Raw genomic sequence first — 21,223 nt, forward strand, 5'->3', positions numbered from 1 at the left:
ATGGTTGGTAAAGTCGAGTTGGTGGAAATATTGTTGGGGGCCATGTGTGAAGACCCCCATTATCTTGAATTAAGAAATATGGCCGCTCAAAGAAAAATAGCGCTTTGGTTAAAAGAGGAGTGGGTTTGGGTTAAGGATCTAGAAGTCACATTGAAAAAAATAAAATCAGAGATTGGAGAGAGTGAGGAAGTTCAGAAGGTGGTTGTTGATTTGCTCTTTAATAGTAATGCATGCCTTATGCAGTCTGATAAAAATGAGTTAAATAGTCTTGTTGGTGAAGCTAAAAAAGCTTTAGGTGAGTTAAGTAATCCAGTTTGATTATATTTTCTTGGTGTGAAATATCGGGCTTGGTCAAGCGAGCTTGTGATTCTTTTTATATCGATAAAGTAGAACGTGCGGGTGCATGGATTCGACACATTCTCTTCCGTGAAGTTGGTAGAGGCCTTTTTAACTGCTCGATTCCGAGTTGTTATTGGAGAGCTATCCCTTAGCGTCACAACCCAATAGCAACTAGGGTTCGGATTCGGCGTGCGTATTGTGGGCCAGTGGTTCAACGAGTACGGCGAGAACCACCAGAATGCCAATAAAAGATCATCCGTTATGTGATGGTTTCAGTGGTATCTGCAACGGCAGGGGGCCTTGACAGGTCTATTTTCCAGTCAGAGAGGGTGGCCAAGATTGGCCGGAGGTGGCGCTGGTGCCGACGAAGTTATTTTACCTGCTGATGTCTGGACTGCTAGCAGGGTATCCAGTACGAGACCCGGTTTGCTTGAGTTGCTGACATGGTGCCAGAGAATCGGCAGCAGGCGTCTTGATAACGATAACCTGTGCCGTTCGTATAGTTTAGACCCCCTTTAACTCCTTCCGCTTGTCACACTCTTATTCTGCTACTTTGTCATGGCAGTGCTCTTGCCTATCTCGCTGATGCAGTTTGGCAGCTCCTCCTGTTTTTGGTGTGCTTAGGGTCGCTGGAGTTTGTGATGAACCTAAAACTTCAGTTCTTCGTAACTGAGATACAAAAGAGTTTATGGTTGGGTGGAGCCGATAGTCTAAGGCTGATTTTCCTGATTTGGAGTGAAATTCATGAACCGAGAAAGTTTGTTTAAAAAGGATTTTCAGCGTAAAGAGAATGTCTGCTCTCATTTGAGTTCTGCGAGGGATTCTAATTCTCTGCAAGGACATAGGGCTTACCCTTTGTGTGTTCAGACATATGATGATGGTTATGAACTATTTTGGTATTGCTCTAAATGCATTAAAGAGTATGGTCTTTCGACTTCTGGGGTGTATGTCTACGACGAGGAAGATGATCTGTTTGGTGTTATTGGGGCTATAGAAGGTTTTGAAGTTGGTGATGACCTTGATATGAACCCGTTCAAACGATTTTTCGATGAGCAGTCGGGTTCCATGCTGAGTCTTGAGGAGTTTAATCTGCTGGAGTATGACTTTGATGACCGTCAGCCTTTAGCTGAATCTAGGTTGTTAAAAATCCCATTTGGAGCAATTAAAAGGAATTCATGATTGATGAAATGAATACATGAATAGAGCTGACTCAGCCAACCCTGGTCAAGGGAACTCCACCTAAAGTGAGCATTGTGACTGCTCGGTTCTTTTCAATTCTTGAAGTACTATCGTTCCATAGCCAGCCCAAATAACAACTAAGGCGAGAATCCAACATGCGCACAGCAGATCAATGGTTCACCGAGTACGGCGAGAGCCACCAGAATGCCACCAACAAGGCCATCCACTGGGTGGCGGTTCCCCTGATCTACGCGACAGTCGTGGGCCTGTTCTGGTCTATTCCCCAGCCCGAGTGGATGGCCCAGATTGCATGGTTGAACTGGGCGGTGGTAGCGCTGGTGCCGACGATGTTGTTTTACCTGCTGATGTCTATGCCGCTGGCGCTGGGTATGGCTGCGCTCTCTGCCATTTGCCTGTGGTCCTGCAGCGCGCTTCAGGCGGCCGGGCAGAGTGTGCTCTGGTGGTCGGTTGGGGTGTTTGCTCTGATGTGGGTGTTCCAGTTCATCGGACACCACGTTGAAGGTAAAAAGCCTTCGTTTTTTAAAGATGTGCAATTTTTGTTGGTCGGTCCGGCCTGGGTGATCGGTTTTCTTTATCGTAAGGTCGGGATCAGGTACTGAGTTTACCCCTCCAAATGTCGTAAACCTGACGCCAGTGAATCGATCGCTGGCGCCAGGATGGCGATGTCATTCTTAGGGTGGTGGCGGAAAATCCCGTCCTTCTATCTTCTCTATTCTGCCTCTGTATCATGACCATGGTCGTGACTTTTTGGCTTTTCGAGCTTCGCCGCTTCTCCTGTTTCCCCTCTGTGCACTTTCTCACGCAGCCCCTGTACGATCTTGAAGAAGATCGGGACCAGCAGTGTGCCGGCGACGCACGCCATTATGGTGCCGCCCATGATGGCAGTGCCGAGTGATATCCGGCTGGCGGCGCCGGCGCCTGATGCAATCACGAGAGGGATGGAGCCCACCACGAATGAAAGGGTTGTCATGATGACCGGGCGGAAGCGCAGTTTTGCCGCGGTCACCGTTGAGTCGTGCAGTGATAACCGCTCCACTTCCCGCTGGGTTTTCCCAAACTCGACAATAAGGATCGCGGTTTTTGCTGCCAGTGCTACCAGCAGTACCAGACCAATCTGGCCATACAGGCTGAGGGGTTCCTTGGCGATCAGCAGCGCGGCGATGGCGCCGACGATGGCGATGGGCACCGAGAGGATAATCGCAAGCGGCGTCAAAAAGGATTCGTACAGGGCCGCAAGGAACAGGAAGGTAAATATCAGCGACAGCACCAGCGCGATTGTGGAGGCATTGCCGGATTTGCGTTCCTCGTAGCTGGAGTCGGACCAATCGTATTTGAAGCCGTCGGGCAGTGTCTCTATCGCCACACGTTCAAGTGCGTCCATGGCGTCACCCGAACTGAAGCCACCGGCGATATTTGGGCCGCCACTTACTTTAGCTGAGTCGTAGGTGTTGTAGCGTTTGAGGGTTACCGCACCGAGGACCGGCTCTGTACTCAGAATGGCCGGTAGTGGGATTGGTTCGCCTTTTTTGTTGGTGATATAGATTTTCTCCAGATCTTTTTCCTGCTGGCGGAACCTGGATTCGGCCTGCACCATGACCTTGAAGGTTTTGTTGTACAGGTTGAAGTCGTTGACGTAGATGGCGCCAAGCTGGGTTTGCAGTGTCAGGAATATGTCGCTGATTTTTACTCCCAGTGTCTTCGCTTTCACCCGGTCGATGTCCAGGCGGATCTGCGGTGAGCCCGCCTTGAATATCGAGAAGGCACGCGCGATTTCCGGCTGTTCCGTGGCGGCGGCGGAGAAATCTTGCACCACTTTGAACAACTCCTGAGCGCCGACACCTTGGGTGTCTTCGAGCATGAAAGAGAAGCCGGCCATGGCTCCCAGGCCGGGAATTGCGGGCGCACCAAAGACCAGGATCTGGGCTTCAGGCAGTTGAGCAAATTGCGCCTGGTATTTTTGTTGCAATGCCTGTTGTGACACCTCAGGTGCTTTGCGTTCGTCCCAGGATTTGAGTTTGGCGATTACCATGCCGGCGTTTGATTGCAGCATGACGTTAAGCAGGCTGAACCCATTTACTGACAGTACTTTGTCGACGGCTGGATCCTTCATCAGTACTTCATTGATCTGGTCGATGACCTCAGCGGTACGCTCAAGCGCGGCAGCTTCGGGCAACTGTACGTCGATCATGAAGTAACCCTTGTCTTCATCCGGGATAAAGCTTTTGGGTACGGATTGGAACAGCAGGAACAGGCTGACAAACAGGCCGGCAATGATCGCCAGACTTATGATCAGGTGCCGGGCGAGCCAATCCACGATTTTGAGGTAACCGTTGGAAACCTTTTCAAAACCCCAGTTGAAGCCGCGGATCACCGGATTCGGTTTGCTGTGGCCTTCCTTCAAGACGGTCGAGCACAGCGCGGGGCTCAGTGTCAGTGCGTTAACCATGGAGATCAGCACGGATACGGTAATGGTGGTACCGAACTGGCCGAACATTCGCCCCGTCATTCCCGGCAGTAACATGGTTGGCCCGAATACCGCCACAAGTACCATGGAGGTCGCGACAATCGGACCGGATACCTCCTTCATGGCTTTGGCTGTAGCGGCACGCTTGTCCAGCCCTTCTTCGTGCATGATGCGCTCGACGTCTTCGACGACGATGATGGCGTCATCTACCACCACGCCGATGGCGAGAATCAGGCCGAACAGGGTGACCGTATTGATGGTCATGCCCATGGCGTAAAGGACGGCGAGTGTGCCGATAATCGATACCGGCACCGCCAGGGTCGGTACCAGCGCCGCGCGCACGTTGCCGAGGAACAGGTAGGTGACGATGATGACCAGGATCACAGTTGCGATCAGGGTGAAAACAGTTTCTTCGAGGGAAACCGCAATAAATTCGGTGGTGTCGTGGCCAATGACCGCTTCAACTCCCTCGGGGAAATACTGTGAAAGTTCCTCCACCTTGGCTTTGACGTTCTCAGCAACTTCGAGCGCGTTGGCGTCTGACAATTTGTAAATGGCTAGAAGAACACCTGGGCCGTTGTTGTATTCGCCGTAGCCTTTATATATCTGAGCGCCTAGCTCCACCCGCGCGATATCCCTGACGCGAACTACACCGCCTTTTTCATCGGCGCGCAGCACGATATCGCCAAACTCTTCCTCTGAGGTCAGTCGGCCTTTGGTGGTGAGGACATACTGGAATTGGGTGGAATCGGGAGATGGCGGAGTACCGAGCTGGCCTACCGCTGCCTGGATGTTCTGCTCCTGAATCGCCCCGAGCACTTCCGGCACGGAAATCTCCAGGTTGGCCATCTTCACCGGATCGAGCCAGATCCGCATGCCGTAATCCAGTGGGCCGATGATTTTCGCCTCACCCACGCCGGGTACGCGCGCGAGTTCATTGAGCAGGTTCAGTGAGGCAAAGTTGGACAGGAAAACGCCGTCAAACCGGTTATCCGGGGAAAAAAGGTTGACCACCATCAACATGTCGGAGGAGCGCTTGCGCACCTTGATACCGCGTTTCAGCACTTCCGGGGGGAGGGACGGTTCTGCGAGTGCCACCCGGTTCTGTACATCCACCTGCGCCATGTCATCGTCGGTATCCATGTCGAACGTCATGAACAACGTATAGGTGCCATCACTGCCGGAGTTCGAGGTCATGTACACCATGCCTTCGGCACCGTTCACCTGCTCTTCAATAGGGATCGCAACGGCATTTTTCACCGTCTCGGCATCTGCACCAGGGTAGACGGCGACCACCGAAATTTTCGGCGCCGCGATATCCGGGTACTGATCCACCGGCATGACAATCGCCGCGAGCAAGCCCATAAAAGTGATCAGAATGGCGATCACAAAGGCGAAGCGCGGACGACGGATAAAGAGATGGGTATTTTCGCTCACAGCTTACTTTCCCGCGCTACTTGCCGGTTTCATAGGGGGTGTAGACATCGCCCGGTTGGTTCCGCTGCCTCACTTCCATGGTTGATCTCTGGTATTCCTGGAATGCTTCCCGCTCCTTACGCAGCTGTTCACGCAAAGAATGGGGCGGAGGCCGGAGGTTCTGCGGTGTGGCGTCTTTGGACGGTTCGATTTTCACCGGTGTGACTTCGACAGCATCACCCGGGCTGACTTTTTGCAGGCCCTCCACGAGAACTCTGTCGCCAACCTTGAGCCCTTCACGCACGGCCCAGTTGGGGCCTATGCGCATGCCAACCTCTATATTGGCCCGCTTTACCTTGCTGTCTTTGTCCAGCAAGTAGACATAGTGTCCTTGCTGGTCCTGGGATACTGCCTTTTGCGGGATCACGATTCGCTGTATTTCTTCCAGCAGTTTTCCGTGTAGAGTCACATTCTCTTCGGGAAGAAGCAGGCCATCTGGGTTGTGGAACAGGACGCGTGCAGCGACTGTGCCTCGGGTTGCGGCTGCGGTAGCGTCCCAGGAAAAAAACTCCCCTTTGTAGGGGTATACCGTGTCACCCGGCAACACGATGTAGAGTTCCATATTTGGAAGGGCGCGACCTTGCTGCTTCAGTTTGTCCAACGCACTGTAAAACTCGTTGTAGGCCTTCTGGCCGATGTGGGCGAGTACGTATACAGGGTCTGTTTTGATGAGCTGGGTAATAGGCACCGAATTGGGTAAGATGAAAAAGTCGCCCACGGCGTAGTTGGGGTGTCCCACACGCCCTGAAAAAGGCGCGACTATCGAGGTATGCGACAGATCCTGTCTCGCCTGATGCAGTGTGGTCTGCGCTTTATTCAGCTGCGCTTCCGCCGCCAGCATGGTGGACTTTGCGGTGTCGAAATCTTTTGCGGAAATATACCCCTGAGGGCGCAGGTTTCGCGCGCGATTGAAGTTCGATTTCGCGTCTTCGTAATTTGACATCGCTTCAGCGACAGCAGATTCGGCGGTAGCCACCGAGGTTTCGAAAGGATAGGGATCCAGCCTTACGAGCTCTTCGCCCTGCTTGAAATATTTTCCGGGCTCGATGTTCTGGTAGAGGATCCTCGAGGCGACCAGCGGGAAAATCTGCGCAGTTTCCACAGCTTCCACTACGGCCGGCACTTCAAAGCTCGGCCTGAAACTCATGCGTTTGGCCTCGACAACCTCCACCTTTTTCGGTGGTGGGGTTGGTTTGGCCGCTTCCTTTTCCCCGCAGCCAACGGGAAGCAGGCACGCCACGAAAATAAGATTCCGCCAATGGAGCTGGTTACGTAGAGTTTGGTACATCATTTCCCGCAACTTGAGTTAATAAACCTATCTCCATTAATCCTAGAGGGCGGGGCGTCAGCTGGTGGAAACTTGGTCAATAGTTGGCGCGGAAATTATTTTTCGTGCGCGCGTTGCTTTCCCAGGTGCCGGCCTGAGCTGGAGCGAGGACTGGGCGGATGGAATTGATAGCCAATTTTTCAGGCGGACTTGCTCGTTGGCAGCCCGGATGGGCTGCACTGTGAGAGTGGGCGAGGTGGGGAAAATGGCGGGGAGGGATTAGTAACGCTTCAGCGGTTGTAGTGAACAGGAACCTCCAGGGTTTCTTTTACCTGCTCCATCACCACATAACTGGTGCACTCCTGTACCTCTGGCAAGGTGAGCAATGTCTCTCCGTAGAATTTACGGTAAGCGCTCATATCCGCTACGCGCGCCTTGATGAGGTAGTCGAAGTTGCCTGATACCAGGTAGCACTCCTGCACTTCCGGCAAAGCGGACACCGCATTGCGGAACTCTTCAAAGGCATCCTGTGCCGAGCGGTTTAGTCGTATTTGCACGAACACCACGAGTGCAGCATCGAGAAATTCCGGGTTGATCAATGCGGTGTAACCCTGAATCACCCCATCGGATTCCATCTTCTTGACGCGTTCCACGCAGGGGGTGGCGGTTAGACCTACCTGGCGGGCCAGTTCCGCGTAACTTGTGCGGCCGTTTTTCTGCAGTACTCGAAGGATATTGCGGTCGATCGTGCTTAATTCGTTGGCGCGGCGCTTCATTGCACTCTCCTGGTGTCGGTCAGGGATTCCTGGCCCATTTGGGTGTGAACAGTATGTTTCGATCAGTCGCGAATAAGGCTTGATTTGGCTGTGACGCCAAACTGTGCCATCCGCTGGATGAAAAGTGTGCAGGATAGCAGTGTTACCAGTGGAATCCACTGATTCCTGAAGAAAATTTACAGAGAACAACTTTAAAGGCGGCCCTATACTAGCTGAAAGCAAAGAAAAACGGGGCGCAATTGTCTGCGTTCATGGAGCCTTTAGGAGAAGTCGTTATGTTGATCGGTGTACCGAAAGAGATCAAAAACCACGAGTACCGCATCGGTCTTACTCCGGCGAGCGTTCGCGAGCTGGTAGGGCATGGCCACGAGGTGATCGTGCAGAAAGATGGCGGTTCCGCCATCGGTTTTACTGATGAAATGTATGAGCAGGCTGGCGCCAAGATCATCGACAGCGCGGAAGAGATTTTCGCGACTGCTGAAATGATCGTGAAGGTGAAAGAACCTCAGCCGCACGAGTGTGAAATGCTGCGTCCGGGCCAGCTGCTGTACACCTACCTGCACTTGGCACCCGATCCCAAGCAGACCGAGCTGCTGGTGAAATCCGGTGCGACCTGTATTGCTTATGAAACCGTAACCGACCGCTTTGGCGGCCTGCCGCTGCTGGCGCCGATGTCTGAAGTTGCCGGCCGTATGTCCGTACAGTGCGGCGCGCATCACCTGGAAAAAGCCCAGGGCGGCCTGGGTGTACTGCTGGGCGGTGTGCCCGGTGTAGCCCCGGCCAAAGTGCTGATTATTGGTGGCGGTGTGGTTGGTACCAACGCAGCCAAAATGGCGCTGGGTATGGGTGCTGACGTTACCATTCTGGATCGCTCCCTGCCGCGTCTGCGCCAGCTGGACGACATTTTCGGCGGCGCAGTGCGCACCGAGTACTCCACCAACGATGCGATCGAGCAGCATGCGCTTGAAGCCGACCTGGTGATTGGCGCAGTTCTGATCCCCGGTGCTGCAGCGCCTAAACTGCTGACGCGCGATCACATCAGCCGCATGAAGAAAGGTGCGGTGGTTGTGGACGTTGCGATCGACCAGGGTGGTTGTTTTGAGACTTCCAAAGCCACTACCCACCAGGAGCCGACCTACGTGGTTGACGGCGTAGTGCACTACTGCGTGGCCAACATGCCGGGCGGTGTTGCGCGCACCTCGACCATGGCGCTGAACAACGCAACTCTGCCGTTCGCAGTAGCGTTGGCCAATAAGGGTGCGAAGCAGGCGCTGCTGGACGACGCCAACCTGCTGGAAGGCCTGAACGTACACGCCGGTATGGTGACTTACCAGGCCGTAGCCGATGTTCTGGGTTATGAGTACGTGGATCCCAAGCTGGCCCTGCAGAAATCTGCAGTGGAATCCGGGGTAGCGGCTTGAGCCGACGCCTGATGAATTATTTAGAGCCTGTTCTCTTCTTGGGGCTGTGAAGCCCCGCTCTGTGAGACCCGGCAGTGTCCGACTGCCCTTTATAGCCGCGCTAATTAGCGCGGCTTTTTTATGGGTGAAACTTTTTTGTTGAGCTGCGGTGGACAGCGAGGGGGTTAGCGAGCAGGGAACAGCCTGCTGAGTAACACCGGCAAGGCAGTCTCTACCCGCAGAATGCGCGGGCCAAGGTGTACCGAGCTGAACCCCTGCTCCTGAAGTTTCTCTACCTCGTAGGGGATGAAGCCACCTTCCGGGCCGACGGCCAGTGTTGTTGCGGTGTCGATATCGACGGGGCAGGGAGTGTCAGTCACCGGATGGGCGACCAGCTTGACTGAATCGGCAGCGATGGATGGCAGCTCGTCTTCCACGAACGGTTTGAAGCGTTTGCGCAACTCGATTTGCGGCATCGCCGTATCGACGGCCTGTTCCAGCCCCAGAACGCACTGCTCGCGCAGTTTGTCCTCCGCCAGCCAGGGGCTTTGCCAGTAGGATTTCTCCACCCGGTAAGCGTTGATCAGATACAGTTTTTTTACCCCGAGTGCCGTCGCGTGCTGAATCGTGCGCTTGAGCATTTTGGGGCGCGGCAGGGCGAGAATCAGGGTGAGAGGCAGGCCCGGTGGGGGTGCCTGCTGCAGGGAGACGCCGAGCTCAATCCGCTCCGCGTCGGCGTAAAGTACGGTGGCGCTGCCGATTTGTCCGTCGACCAGGCCCACTTTCAATTGCTCGCCCGCCTGCGCCCGGTGTACTTCGCTGATGTGTTGATGCCGGCGGCCAAAAAGTACCGCGCGTCCCGGTGCGACAAAATCCGAATTTTCGAGAAGAATAAGGTTCAAGACCAGGTCTCCACAGCGGTCAGTATTCAGCGGATATGGCAGTGCAGTAAATGGTCGCTGACTTGGCAGCGGTGTCCTGCTTATGTATCGCTTACGCGCGGGCCGTAGCCACGGCACCTTTGCCGATACCCTCGTAGGCTCGAACAGTGATCTCGGCGCCCGGGTTATTTTCAGCCAGGGTGACCGCAATATACTGGGCCAGCTGCTCTACGGTTGTATCGCACTCGAGGATCTCGCAGCGGTTGGACGGAATGCTGAGTGTGAAATCCCCCTGGCGGGCCCTGTAGGCAAAGTGCAGTTGTGCTCCTTGCTCCTGCTTCATGTCTTCGCGGGTGCCAAGGTAGATATCCGCCCAGCGAGATGCCCATTCCGCTTCGAGCGCAGTGGAGCGTTGTCCATTCACATCAATACGGATCTGCGAGCGGTGGCCATGGGCAATCCGCTGGCAGTTGCCGTCGTGTTTTTTCAGGCCGTGGCTGTAGTGGTAATACGGGGTGGCGATTTCTTCAGTAGAAAATGACAGATTGAGCTTATCCACGCTGGTGGGGAACACCCCGGCCAGTTGCTGTACGCACCATTGCGCGACAGATTCGGGATCAATCTGCTCCACTTCGACCAGGGCAAAGGCCTGCTCAGGACCGCTGACGGTTACCGCATCCGCGGAATCCAGCTGCCACGTGATGTCGACGGTTTCGCCTGTCCGGGAAAGGGAGAGGTAAGGGGACCGGGTGGGTACAAGCAGGCGGTGGTCCAGCTCTGTGTCCAGCCAGTTGCGTAGCGTCTTTTTGACGATACCAAAGTCCACCACCATGCCCTGATGGTCCAGCGCGCCATCGAGCGCGGCATTGGCCAGCCAGGTTTCGCCGACGATACCGCGACGGTGGTCGAGGTAACTGAAATCAACGTTGGTTAGGCTGTCGACAAACAGGTGCATAGAACTTCCGACTACGAAAATGGAGGGATAGGCCCGGTTTTGAGCGCGGCACAGTATAGCTTTTTGGCAGTGGAAATTGTCGCCTACGGGAGAGGATTTTGCTTTCGTCGGAGAAGATTCCCAAAAGGGGGTGGCACATGGCGCTTTGAGTCTCTATAATCGCGCCCTCTTCGAGTGCAGGGGCTTTCAAGGAAGCCGCAAAAACTGACTCGATGCGTTATGGCGGCCCTTCCGGTCTCCTCGCAATGATCAGCTGTGAACTCCGCCAGGCCCGGAAGGGAGCAACGGTAGCAGTGACATCATGTGCCGGGGGTGTGCTGGTTGGGCTGCCTCCAATTTTCTCCCCCTCCCTCATGCTTACTCCATTCAGACTTCGTGTCCGTATGCATTCTGCTATTGCGTTCTGCGCCGTAATTTACTTGCGAGACATTTCCCCATAAATCCGTGTGAGCGGGGAATTTTGTGCCGATCTGGGTGTAGTGACCGCCATCGCACCCCGAACACGGGACCCCGTGTGCTATAAAACGGCGACAGAACCAATAAGTCGTGCGCTCGGTCGCACTAATGCCGACCCACTGATAATACAAATAAACAGAGGACGCTGATGAAAAAGCTAGCGCTGGTCATTGCCGCAACAATGGCGGTTTCCGCATGTGACAACCGACAATCGGACCAGGGTGCGGTACCGCAATCGGGATCGCCCTCCGCCGCGGCGCAGGTTTCCTACGGTGCGGATGATACCTCTGCCGGCACCGTGGCGCGTGCAGCCACAGAAGGCAGTATCAGTCTTTCCCCTGAGGGTGCCAGGGCGTTTCTCGACGATGCCCAGGCCCGGCTGGAAAAAATGGCCGAAGAGGTCAGCCACGCAGGCTGGGTGGCATCCACGTACATCAATCTCGACTCCCAATATACGGAAGCCCTGGCCGTGGAGCGGTACACCACGCTGGCCGTTGAGCTGGCTCAGGAAGCGGCGAAGTTCGACAACGTCGAGCTCGATCCTGAGACCCGCCGTATGCTCACCATGCTCAAGCAGGGCCTGGTACTCCCTGCACCGAAAGATCCGGAGTTGACCGCCGAGTTGGCACAAATCGGCTCCAAGATGCAGGGGATGTACGGTGCCGGAAAATACTGTACCGGAGAAGGCGACAAGGAAAAGTGCTACACCCTGACGGAGATGGGCCAGGTGATGGCCAAAAGTCGCGACCCGAAGCTACTTAAAGAACTCTGGGTTGGGTGGCGCAAAGTGGCGCCACCGATGAAGCCGCTTTACGAGCGTCAGGTGGAAATCGCCAATGCCGGTGCGCAGGAGCTGGGATACGACAACCTCAGTGTGATGTGGCGCTCCAAATACGATATGCCGCCGGACGCTTTTGCCGCGGATATGGACGCGCAGTGGAGTAAGGTAAAACCTCTGTACGAAGCGCTGCACTGCCATGTACGCGCCAAGTTGAATGAGCATTATGGGGATGGCGTGGCGCCCGCGCAGGGCAAAATCCCGGCGCATCTGTTGGGTAATATGTGGGCTCAGGAGTGGGGCAACATTTACGATATTGTCAAAGACGACGATATGCAGGCGCCTTACGATCTCACCGAGCTGGTAGTCAAATCCGGCATGAGTGAGAAAGATATGGTCAAGGTGGGGGAGAAATTCTTTACCTCCCTGGGCTTCAAGCCGTTGCCGGAAACGTTCTGGGAGCGGTCCCAGTTTACCCAGCCTCGTGATCGCGACGTTGTATGCCATGCGAGTGCCTGGAACCTGGATGGCAAGGACGATATCCGCATCAAAATGTGTATCAACAAAACTGGTGAAGACCTGATTACTATTCATCACGAGTTGGGGCACAACTTCTATCAGCGTATCTACAACACCCAGCCGTTCCTGTACAAAGAGGGTGCCAACGATGGCTTCCATGAAGCCGTGGGGGATACCGTCGCACTGTCCATTACGCCGAAGTACCTGAAACAAATCGGTTTGATGGACGAGATTCCCGGTGAAGATAAGGACCTCGGTTACCTGATGCAGCAGGCGCTCGATAAGATTGCCTTCCTGCCATTTGGGTTGTTGGTCGACAAGTGGCGCTGGCAGGTTTTCAATGGCGAGGTGAAGCCGGGTGATTACAATAAAGCCTGGTGGAAATTACGCGAAGACTATCAGGGTATCCAGGCTCCAGTGCAGCGCAGTGAAGCCAACTTTGATCCGGGTGCGAAGTACCACATTCCCGGTAATACCCCATACGCGCGCTACTTCCTGGCTCGTATTCAGCAATTCCAGTTCCACCGCGCGCTGTGTGACGCGGCTGGTGAAACCGGGCCGCTGCACCGCTGCTCCATTTTCAAAAATGACGCGGCAGGCAAAAAACTGCGGAATATGCTTGCCATGGGTGCCAGCAAGCCCTGGCCGGATGCGATGGAGGCCCTCACCGGGCAGCGCGAACTGGATGCTGCCGCGATCGTAGATTACTTCCAACCGCTTATGGTTTACCTGCAGGAGCAGAATAAAGACCGTCAGTGCGGTTGGTAATCTTCAGTCCAATAACAAGCCCGGCTATGCCGGGCTTGTTATTGGGCGCGATTTACCGGGTTAGAAACTGGCTGCCGCGGTTAGCCACAATTTGTCTGTGTTCACGCTGAAATCGTCAGCACTGTAACGGCTGTACTTGAGGCTGAGATTGATGCCCGCAAGGGTGTAGGCGGCGAGGAATCCCTGCTCGCTGCCCAACTTGTCCATGCCGGATGCGCCGGTATCGTCCGAGTTCATCTGGTGGTAGTTAAGCGCGAGTTTTACCCCACCGACAGTGGTTGCAGCAGACACGTAGACGTCCTCGATACCGCCGGCAATATTGCCGGTGCCTCCGCCGAGAAACTTGTCGTTCCAGCCCTGGAATTTATGCAGCGTTGCGAGTGGTGTGATGAACTGGCCATTGTTGCCATCCGCTCCAAGCAGCTCGTAACCCGCCGACAGCGTTACCGAGCCGATTTTGTAGTTGCCTTCAGCCAACACATAGTCCGCGTCATAGTCTGCCGGGTTGTTCGCTGCGGCCGATTGGGTCGCGTATTCCAGAGCATAGCCCAGGCTTCCCGTGCTACCAGCAAAGCGTACTCCGTAGGTATCCGTGGAAAAGGCCGCGGCGTCTTCATTGTCAATCAGGTATGCGTAACCGCTGAGTGTGCCCACTGGCAGGCCGGCGTACTTTGCATTCAGCAGGTAGCTGTCATTGTCATGATCGCCCACAGGGCTGTCTTCACCGAAAATTCGATTTACATTGTGAATATGGGCGAGAAGCAGCGTGGTGTCGCTCAGGCTGCTGTTGGTCAGGCTGAATCCATCGTAGGTCTGTTCGTTTTGTCGGAAACCGACGCCGCCGACGAAGCGCTGGTTGTCGAGCAGGATGCGCTGGCGGCCATACTTTAAATTGGTACCACCAAACTGATAGGCGAGAAAGGCCTGGTTTACCTCGGTGCCCTCTGGGTCGGCTACGCCGCCCTCGAAATCGGTCGCGTGAGTAACATCGTCCATTTCCAGTGTGGTGCTGAACCCGTTGTAGCTCGCGGAAGCGAATGTCAGTCGGGTCTTCAGGCTGGTGAGATTGACTTGGTCTGCACCATCGACGTCAACCAGCTCCGTGCGTGCGCGAAAGCTTAGCGTGACTTCGCCCTGTGCAAGTGCATCCGCAATACTGGCTACTCCCGAGGGTTCGCTTTCGACGGTTTCCTGAGACCAGGCTGGCAAAGCAACGGGGCTGGTGGCCAGTGCGGCCATGGTCGTTGCCAGGCGCAGTTGATTGAAAAAACGGCTGTCAGATAGCTTGTTCAATGGATTGCTCTCCCGGTTTAAGTTGTTGTTTTCTGTTTGGTATCAATCGTTGTTAGAGAAGGTGTATCAGGCGGCGTCGACTACAGCATCCGTCCGTTCCGTGTTCTTGTTTTTTGTTTTGTCTGGCTCGCTGCCGGTATCGACGCTGTTCGTCTCGGTGTTCAGTGCCGGCGCGGTGCGGACATCAGGTTTGCTGTGGCGTTCGTGCAGAAATTTCAGGACCTGCGCGCGGTACCGGTTGTAGTGGGTGTCATCGGCCAGATCGAGCCGGTGGCGTGGTCGTTCCAGGTCGATTTTCAGGATTTCTCCGATGGTGGCAGCGGGTCCATTGGTCATCATCACAATGCGATCCGAAAGCAAAACCGCCTCGTCAACATCGTGAGTAATCATGATCACGGTATTGTTGAGTTCGGCCTGAATTTCCATCAGTGAGTCCTGCATGTGCGCGCGGGTCAATGCGTCCAGGGCGCCAAACGGTTCGTCCATCAGCAACACCTTTGGTTGCATAGCCAGCGCGCGCGCAATACCAACGCGCTGTTTCATGCCGCCGGAAATCTCCGACGGACGCTTGTGTATTGCGTGCCCCATATGGACCAGGTTCAGGTTGTGCTCAATCCACTCCCGCATCTCCACTTTACTTTTGGATTTTCTGAATACCTGCTTCACTGCGAGTTCCACATTTTCATAGGCGGTAAGCCACGGCAGTAGAGAGTGGTTTTGAAATACCACCGCGCGCTCAGGACCCGGTTCCAGTACTTCCTTGCCATTCAGAATTACACCGCCACGGGTAGCCTGGTAGAGGCCGGCAACCACGTTCAGTACCGTGGACTTCCCGCACCCTGAGTGACCGATCAAAGATACAAATTCTCCCTGTCGGATTTTCAGGTTGACGTCCTTTAGGGCGGTAAAGGCGCCTTTGGGGTTCGGGAATTCCATATCCATATGGCTGATATCCAGTAAAACGCTCATGGGGTGCTCCAGGAGAAGTTGCAGGGTGAATTTTGTGTGATATGCGTAGAGCTTTTCGCTGATCGTTGGTTTATTCGTGCGAGTTACTGACTGGCGACTTTGTCCCAGGATACGAATTTCTGCAGTGTCAGCATGCCGCGGTCCAGTAGAAAACCAATGACGCCAATGACCAGTACTGCGGCCATGATTCGGGCCAGTGAGTCCGAACTCCCGTTCTGGAACTCGTCCCACACAAACTTTCCGAGGCCGGGGTTCTGGGCAAGCATTTCCGCTGCGATCAGTACCATCCAGGCAACCCCGAGGGACAGTCGCATACCGGTAAAAATCATCGGAATGGAAGCCGGCAGCACAATTTTCTGTACGTGCTTTAGGGCTGGAAGGCGCAAAACCCTGGATACATTCACCAGGTCGCGATCAATACCTGCAACACCCACCGCTGTGTTGATGACCATTGGCCACAGGCAGCACAGCGTCACAGTAATCAATGAGTTAAGGAAAGATTTGGCAATAATGGGGTCCGGTGATGTGTACAGAGCAGAGACCACCATGGTCACCAATGGTAGCCAGGCCAGTGGTGACACTGGTTTGAAGATCTGGATGATCGGATTGACCGCGCTGTTAAGTGCCGGGCTGAGTCCGATGGCGATACCCAGTGGAATGGCAATGGCAGCAGCCAGCAGGAACCCGCTCATGACTGTTACCAGGCTGGTACCGATCTGGTCGATAAATGTTTCCTTGCCGGTATAGGCGCGGAGTTTCGGTATGTAGCCGGGATCTTCCGCGACGCGTTTCGCATTGCGGATTTCCTGGCGTTCGTAAAATGCACGCTCTTTTTCTCTGGAACGCTGATGTTCCCGATACAGCGCCTCAAATTGATCTGCCACGGCTGCCGGTCCGGGGAACTTTCCGAGTGAGGTGTCAATCTGCCGGGCGCTAAAAGACCAGAGCAGCAGGAAAACCAGAATACCCGTCAGTGGCAGGGCCATGTATTTAGCGGAATTACTGAGCAGGCTACCGTCCAGCCGGGGAAGACGGAGCGCGGCAAGTCTGCCATTGCCTAGGGTTGTGGATGCCATAGTGCGGTTACCTCGCTGGGTCAGTTCGATAAATAGTTTTTAGTGCCGGGCCTTCGTGGCCCGGCTTCCCGTAGCGGGGTGTCACAGTTTTTGGCCCGACTTCAGACCAATGGGAAACTGATCGATATAGGCATTGGGTTCGTGGCCGTTGTAAACAATGCCGTCGATAAAATGCGTTTGTGGCGCGCGGTAACCGTCTTCGGTTGCGAAATCCGGGAACTGGTTTTTGGTGGCCAGCTTTTCATTGATCAGAGATTTGGCTGCCGCTTCGTAGATGTCCGGGCGATAGACTTTGGCTGCCAGCTCCTGATACCAGGAGTCCGGTTTGTCTTCCGGTATCTGGCCCCAGCGGCGCATCTGGGTGAGGTACCAGATGGCATCGGAGTAATAGGGATAGGTTGCGTGGTAGCGGAAGAAGACATTGAAGTCGGGCACCGTCCGTTTGTCGCCTTTCTCGTATTCGAAAGTGCCGGTCATACTGTTGGCGATTACTTCGTAGTCGGCACCCACGTAATTGGACTGCGACAGAATCTCGACCGCCTCCGGACGGTTCGCGTTGTTGTTTTCATCCAGCCACATGGCGGCGCGAATCAGTGCGCGGGTAATACGAACCGTCGTATTCGGATATTTTTCGGCAAACTCTTTGGTGATACCGAATACTTTCTCGGGATTGTCTTTCCAGATTTCGTAGTCGGTGACGACCGGTACACCGATACCTTTGAATACGGCTTGTTGGTTCCAGGGCTCGCCGACGCAGTAGCCATAAATGGTGCCTGCTTCCAGGGTCGCCGGCATCTGCGGTGGCGGTGTTACCGAGAGCAGTGCGTCTGCTTCCAGTTGCCCGGAAATATCACCTTTGTGCGGGGCGTAGTAACCGGGATGGATGCCGCCGGCAGCGAGCCAGTAGCGCAGTTCATAGTTGTGAGTGGATACCGGGAATACCATCCCCATGTTGAAGGGTTTGCCGTCAGCCTTGTATTTCTCGACCACAGGCTTCAGCGCATCCGCCTTGATCGGGTGGACCGGCTTTCCGTCGGCCTGCTTGGGAATGTTCGGCTTCATCTGCTCCCAGATCGCATTGGAAACGGTGATACCGTTGCCGTTCAGATCCATGGAAAAGGGCGTAATGATGTCGGCTTTGGTACCGAACCCCATAGTGGCCGCGATGGGCTGCCCGGCCAGCATGTGTGCGCCGTCGAGACGGCCATCGATTACTCCATCCAGCAGTACTTTCCAGTTCGCCTGTGCCTCAATAGTTACGTAAAGGCCCTCGTCTTCGAAGTAGCCTTTTTCGTAGGCGATAGCGATGGGTGCCATATCGGTGAGCTTGATAAACCCGAAGGTGAGCTCTTCTTTTTCCGGGTATCCGAGTTCTTTGGTGGCTGCGGAAGAGGTGCCCGCGCATAATCCTGTCGACAGCGTCAGTACGCCGATAAATTGCGAGATGGATTTTTTCCACTGCATGTCGAAAATCTCCTTTGGATCAATTGGTTGATCGAGGCGTTGTATAAATGACTTTCTTGAGCGCAAAAAAAAGCGCCCATCGACTGGCTGCCATTTGGCAGGAATCGATGAGCGCCTGTGCTCAGAGGTAACGCTTAGCGCGTTACCGAACGTTTTATTGGCAAGCTATTGCGACTGCAAACTAGAAACGGAATAAGAGCTAGAGTGCGCAGCAGCCTGGTTAATTCTTCTATCGGGCATCGTGGGACGCCCACAATCCTCTCTGCAGGGATTGTGCCAACTGTTTATCTGTTGACCGGTTGCTGGCGGCCAGTTCCTTAACTCGGTATATCGCTTCCAATACTTTCGGATCGTTTTGATTTACGCAACTTGCTGAAATTTCTACGAAATATTCAGGGGCGAGCGCTGCAGGTTGTATTTCCGGTATGACAAAAAAACGCACAGGAAACTGATCGGAGGATTGATTGTATTGGCGGTCCCGACCCGGCCATCGACTCAATGCTGTGCGTTTTGCGCTTTCGAGGTGACGGCGAGGCGATGTTTTGGTGCGTGGATGAAGGGCGCAGCGCGTGCGAGAAGTGTGGTAGTTACGTATTAAAAAAGGGGCGGACATCTCTGTCCGCCCCTTTTGGTACGCCAGTCTAAACCTCGTGACTTCTTATCAGAAGCTGTAGTTCAGCGATACACCGGCCAACCAGGCTTCCAGGTTTGTGGTGCCACCATTGAAGTAGGTACCCAGAGTGAAGTCGCTGGATACTGGCAGTGCCTGGAACTCCTGGATGGGCTCGTCGTCACCCCACAGGTATGCAACGCCGCCATCAATGCTCAGTTGGTTATTGAACTCGTAGGTGCCACCAAAGGTTACCCACTGACGGTCGGCATCCGGAATAGACAGGGTGCGCCAGGTAACATCGAAACCTGTTGCCAGGGTTTCTTCGTCATACAGGCCATCGCGGGCTGCGCCTTCGTCATAGGCGTAGCCTACACGCCAGGTCACCTCATCACAGGGGTAGTACTCCAGGCCCAGGCTATAGCGCCAGCCGGAGCTGAAGTTTTCTTCCTTGATGTGGAAGGGGTTGTAAGCGGAAATAGGCGTGCCATCAACCCGCTGATTCGGGAAATAGGCTTCCAGGCGCTCGAAATCGTCCCAGTCGGTCCACATGGCGCCGAAGGCGATACCCCAGTTGTCATTGAAGCGGTGATACACACCGAGTTCAACGGTATCCGGAAGGTCCAGGGTCAGGTCCGCTGGCTCACCATTGAATGTGCCAATAATTTGGCCCTGGCTATTATAGGCCGGCAGCAAATCCGAATTTACGTCTGCATCAATTTTCGGGTCCAGCTCTGACTGGTAGGAAATGCCAATATGTGTGCGCTCATTGATGCGCCACAGCGCACCGATGCTCCATCCGTAATCCCAGTCGTCCCCGTCAGCATCGAGAAGGTAGAGGTCGGAAAAGCTGGGATCAATTGCGAAATCAGACGGTACTTTCGATTTCAGGGTGGCGTCTGCGTACAGGAAATTTGCAGAGACACCGATACTGAAAGTGTTGTTGTAATCAAACGCCACCGACGGTGCGATATTGACCGAGATCAGCTCGGTTTTGTCGGCGATATGCGTAACTGGCCAGCTGGACTTGAAGTCTGTTTCCAGACCGTAGTCGGTATTCATCGCCAGGCCGAAAGACCAGCAGTCATCAAAAGGTACGGCGATGTAAGCGTTGGGTACCCAGGCGCTGCTCGCGTAATCATTTGCTTCTGCGTAAATTGGTTCGACCAGAGGGAAGGGACCGTTGGCGGTCAGCGCGTAGTATTCGGTGTAGCCCGCGGCATCAATTTCCGGGTTTACGTAAGTCACGCCACCAGAAATAGTGATGGTGTCAAACAGTGCGGAGCCTGCCGGGTTGCGTGCCAGGATAGCGGCGTTATCGCCGATGGCATTTTCGGCAGCGAAGGCGCGGCCCAGGCCAGAGGCGCTTGATTCCTGAAGTGCAAAACCAGCGGCTAAAGCACCGTTGGATACTGTGCCGATCGCTGCGGCCAGTGCGGCTCTACGCAAAATTTTGATAGTCATGAGGTCCCACTCTTTTGCTGAAAATAATGCCAACGCAGTTCATTCTTTCCATGGGCACTGGCAGTGAAGCATTTCCGGAAAAATTTTGCATCAAGCAAACCTATTCCTGATAGGGAGAGTCTAGCAGTGCGAATTTTATGCGCTGGGGAGAAACGGCGACTTTATAGTGGCTGCGAGCAGAAAAATCTACGCTTTGGCGTGATTTTTTTAGGGAGTGTGAAATATATTTTTTATCAATTATTTTCGCTGACGGGTTTTCCCTCAATGGATAATTTGGTCAGGGTGATTTGGTAGCTTTTGCCATTATCTTCCTGTTGTTGAAGTTTTATGAGGGCGTAGTTCCATTGCGGCGCAAACCAGATGTTGGTAACGCGTTCCGAATCCTGTGCGCGGATCCGCTGTACCTTGATGGTGTCGATCATGCCCATCGGTGTTTTGATTTTTTCGTTGCCGGTGACGCGAAACTCGTAGTGGCGAATTTTCTTGCCATCGGCAACGTCGTATACCAGTTCTTTTTTTCCGGCCGCTACGTCCAGAGCCAGTTGCAGCTGGTAGCTGATTTTGTCCTGGATATCGGCCGGGGCGTTATCGATGCTGCGGGCTTTGTTGTAAACGTTGATGACCCGGCGTTGATCGCTTTCAAAGCTGAGCGCTGTATGGCGATCCTTGCCAAGACCACTTTTTTTATAATCGTAGTGTTGCGGCACCAGCCGCCCGCCCTGTTGCGCAAAACGGGAGTACTCTTCGATTTTCGCGAACATCGAGTTGGCGGAGAAATCCAGGCGCCAGCTTTCAGGGGTGCCCGTCAGCTTGCGTTCGGCAGTGACCCCGAAGCCACTGAATTCGGCCTGATAGACGGCGGTGAATGGCTGTAATACTGCAGACGCAGTAGAAGCAGAGGGTGCCTCCGAGCGGGTGTTATCCACGGTGGTGGTGTCTGCTGGTGAGGAATAGGCCGCGGGATGGAAAAACAGTACGGCTGAAAATGCTGCGATGGCAATGCGGAGCAAGATTGCACCTCCGGTCTTATGCTTAATTCCATTTGCACAGACCGGAAGTGTAGCCGGT

At 54.4% G+C, this 21,223-nt stretch carries 16 protein-coding genes and 1 other RNA gene; 6 read left to right on the forward strand and 11 right to left on the reverse strand.

The features are described from left to right. From LC093_RS15710 to LC093_RS15720, 3 genes are all read left to right on the forward strand, one after another. Positions 1-318 carry a hypothetical protein gene (locus LC093_RS15710; protein ID WP_226667019.1) on the forward strand — a complete coding sequence of 106 codons (318 nt, stop codon included), beginning with the start codon at positions 1-3 and terminating at the stop codon, positions 316-318. 765 nt (positions 319-1,083) lie between these two features. Continuing rightward, on the forward strand, positions 1,084-1,518 hold the full coding sequence (locus LC093_RS15715) for a hypothetical protein (RefSeq protein WP_226667020.1): 435 nt from the start codon (positions 1,084-1,086) through the stop codon (positions 1,516-1,518). A 155-nt stretch (positions 1,519-1,673) separates the two neighbouring features. Beyond that, entirely contained in the window at positions 1,674-2,138 is a 465-nt protein-coding gene (locus LC093_RS15720) for a DUF962 domain-containing protein (RefSeq protein WP_226667023.1), read from the forward strand. Positions 2,139-2,248: 110 nt separating this feature from the next. Here LC093_RS15720 and LC093_RS15725 read toward each other — a convergent pair whose 3' ends face one another. The 3 genes from LC093_RS15725 to LC093_RS15735 all read right to left on the reverse strand — a co-directional run bounded on the left by LC093_RS15725 (position 2,249) and on the right by LC093_RS15735 (position 7,522). After that, positions 2,249-5,440, reverse strand: a complete 3,192-nt coding sequence (locus LC093_RS15725) for an efflux RND transporter permease subunit (RefSeq protein ID WP_226667025.1) — start codon at positions 5,438-5,440, stop codon at positions 2,249-2,251. 16 nt (positions 5,441-5,456) lie between these two features. Continuing rightward, positions 5,457-6,719 carry an efflux RND transporter periplasmic adaptor subunit gene (locus LC093_RS15730; RefSeq protein WP_226667027.1) on the reverse strand — a complete coding sequence of 421 codons (1,263 nt, stop codon included), beginning with the start codon at positions 6,717-6,719 and terminating at the stop codon, positions 5,457-5,459. A gap of 317 nt (positions 6,720-7,036) precedes the next feature. Next, the gene (locus LC093_RS15735; protein WP_226667030.1) at positions 7,037-7,522 is read right to left on the reverse strand and encodes an Lrp/AsnC ligand binding domain-containing protein; all 486 of its coding nucleotides are present in this window, start codon (positions 7,520-7,522) and stop codon (positions 7,037-7,039) included. A gap of 275 nt (positions 7,523-7,797) precedes the next feature. Here LC093_RS15735 and ald point away from each other — a divergent pair, with 275 nt between their 5' ends. After that, positions 7,798-8,943 (forward strand): alanine dehydrogenase, encoded by a 1,146-nt coding sequence (gene ald, locus LC093_RS15740; RefSeq protein ID WP_226667034.1) that lies wholly within the window; start codon positions 7,798-7,800, stop codon positions 8,941-8,943. A gap of 164 nt (positions 8,944-9,107) precedes the next feature. Here the strand turns inward: ald and LC093_RS15745 are convergent, their stop codons facing one another. Together LC093_RS15745 and LC093_RS15750 are read right to left on the reverse strand one after the other, a co-directional pair. Continuing rightward, positions 9,108-9,824 (reverse strand): 16S rRNA (uracil(1498)-N(3))-methyltransferase, encoded by a 717-nt coding sequence (locus LC093_RS15745; RefSeq protein ID WP_226667038.1) that lies wholly within the window; start codon positions 9,822-9,824, stop codon positions 9,108-9,110. A 91-nt stretch (positions 9,825-9,915) separates the two neighbouring features. Beyond that, positions 9,916-10,758: a 6-carboxytetrahydropterin synthase gene (locus LC093_RS15750; protein ID WP_226667040.1), complete on the reverse strand. Its 843-nt coding sequence runs from the start codon at positions 10,756-10,758 to the stop codon at positions 9,916-9,918. 229 nt (positions 10,759-10,987) lie between these two features. On the opposite strand from LC093_RS15750, the gene ffs reads away from it, so the two are divergent. Both ffs and LC093_RS15760 read left to right on the forward strand, forming a co-directional pair. Then, an RNA gene (gene ffs / locus LC093_RS15755) (signal recognition particle sRNA small type) lies at positions 10,988-11,084 on the forward strand. Positions 11,085-11,362: 278 nt separating this feature from the next. After that, complete coding sequence (locus LC093_RS15760) at positions 11,363-13,279, forward strand: M2 family metallopeptidase (protein ID WP_226667045.1); 1,917 nt, start codon at positions 11,363-11,365, stop codon at positions 13,277-13,279. Between the two features lie 60 nt (positions 13,280-13,339). Here the strand turns inward: LC093_RS15760 and LC093_RS15765 are convergent, their stop codons facing one another. From LC093_RS15765 to LC093_RS15790, 6 genes are all read right to left on the reverse strand, one after another. Then, positions 13,340-14,572 carry an alginate export family protein gene (locus LC093_RS15765; protein ID WP_226667051.1) on the reverse strand — a complete coding sequence of 411 codons (1,233 nt, stop codon included), beginning with the start codon at positions 14,570-14,572 and terminating at the stop codon, positions 13,340-13,342. 66 nt (positions 14,573-14,638) lie between these two features. Then, entirely contained in the window at positions 14,639-15,541 is a 903-nt protein-coding gene (locus tag LC093_RS15770; RefSeq protein WP_226667055.1) for an ABC transporter ATP-binding protein, read from the reverse strand. Between the two features lie 83 nt (positions 15,542-15,624). Further along, entirely contained in the window at positions 15,625-16,617 is a 993-nt protein-coding gene (locus LC093_RS15775; RefSeq protein ID WP_226667056.1) for an ABC transporter permease, read from the reverse strand. Positions 16,618-16,698: 81 nt separating this feature from the next. Further along, positions 16,699-18,081, reverse strand: coding sequence for a CmpA/NrtA family ABC transporter substrate-binding protein (locus tag LC093_RS15780; RefSeq protein ID WP_226667057.1), 1,383 nt, complete (start codon positions 18,079-18,081; stop codon positions 16,699-16,701). Positions 18,082-18,742: 661 nt separating this feature from the next. After that, positions 18,743-20,155: an OmpP1/FadL family transporter gene (locus tag LC093_RS15785; RefSeq protein ID WP_226667061.1), complete on the reverse strand. Its 1,413-nt coding sequence runs from the start codon at positions 20,153-20,155 to the stop codon at positions 18,743-18,745. Between the two features lie 233 nt (positions 20,156-20,388). Next, positions 20,389-21,165 (reverse strand): DUF3108 domain-containing protein, encoded by a 777-nt coding sequence (locus LC093_RS15790; protein WP_226667066.1) that lies wholly within the window; start codon positions 21,163-21,165, stop codon positions 20,389-20,391. Positions 21,166-21,223: the final 58 nt, after the last annotated feature.

The organism is Microbulbifer aggregans, assembly GCF_020524005.1.
GTDB classification, from domain to species: Bacteria; Pseudomonadota; Gammaproteobacteria; order Pseudomonadales; family Cellvibrionaceae; genus Microbulbifer; species Microbulbifer aggregans_A.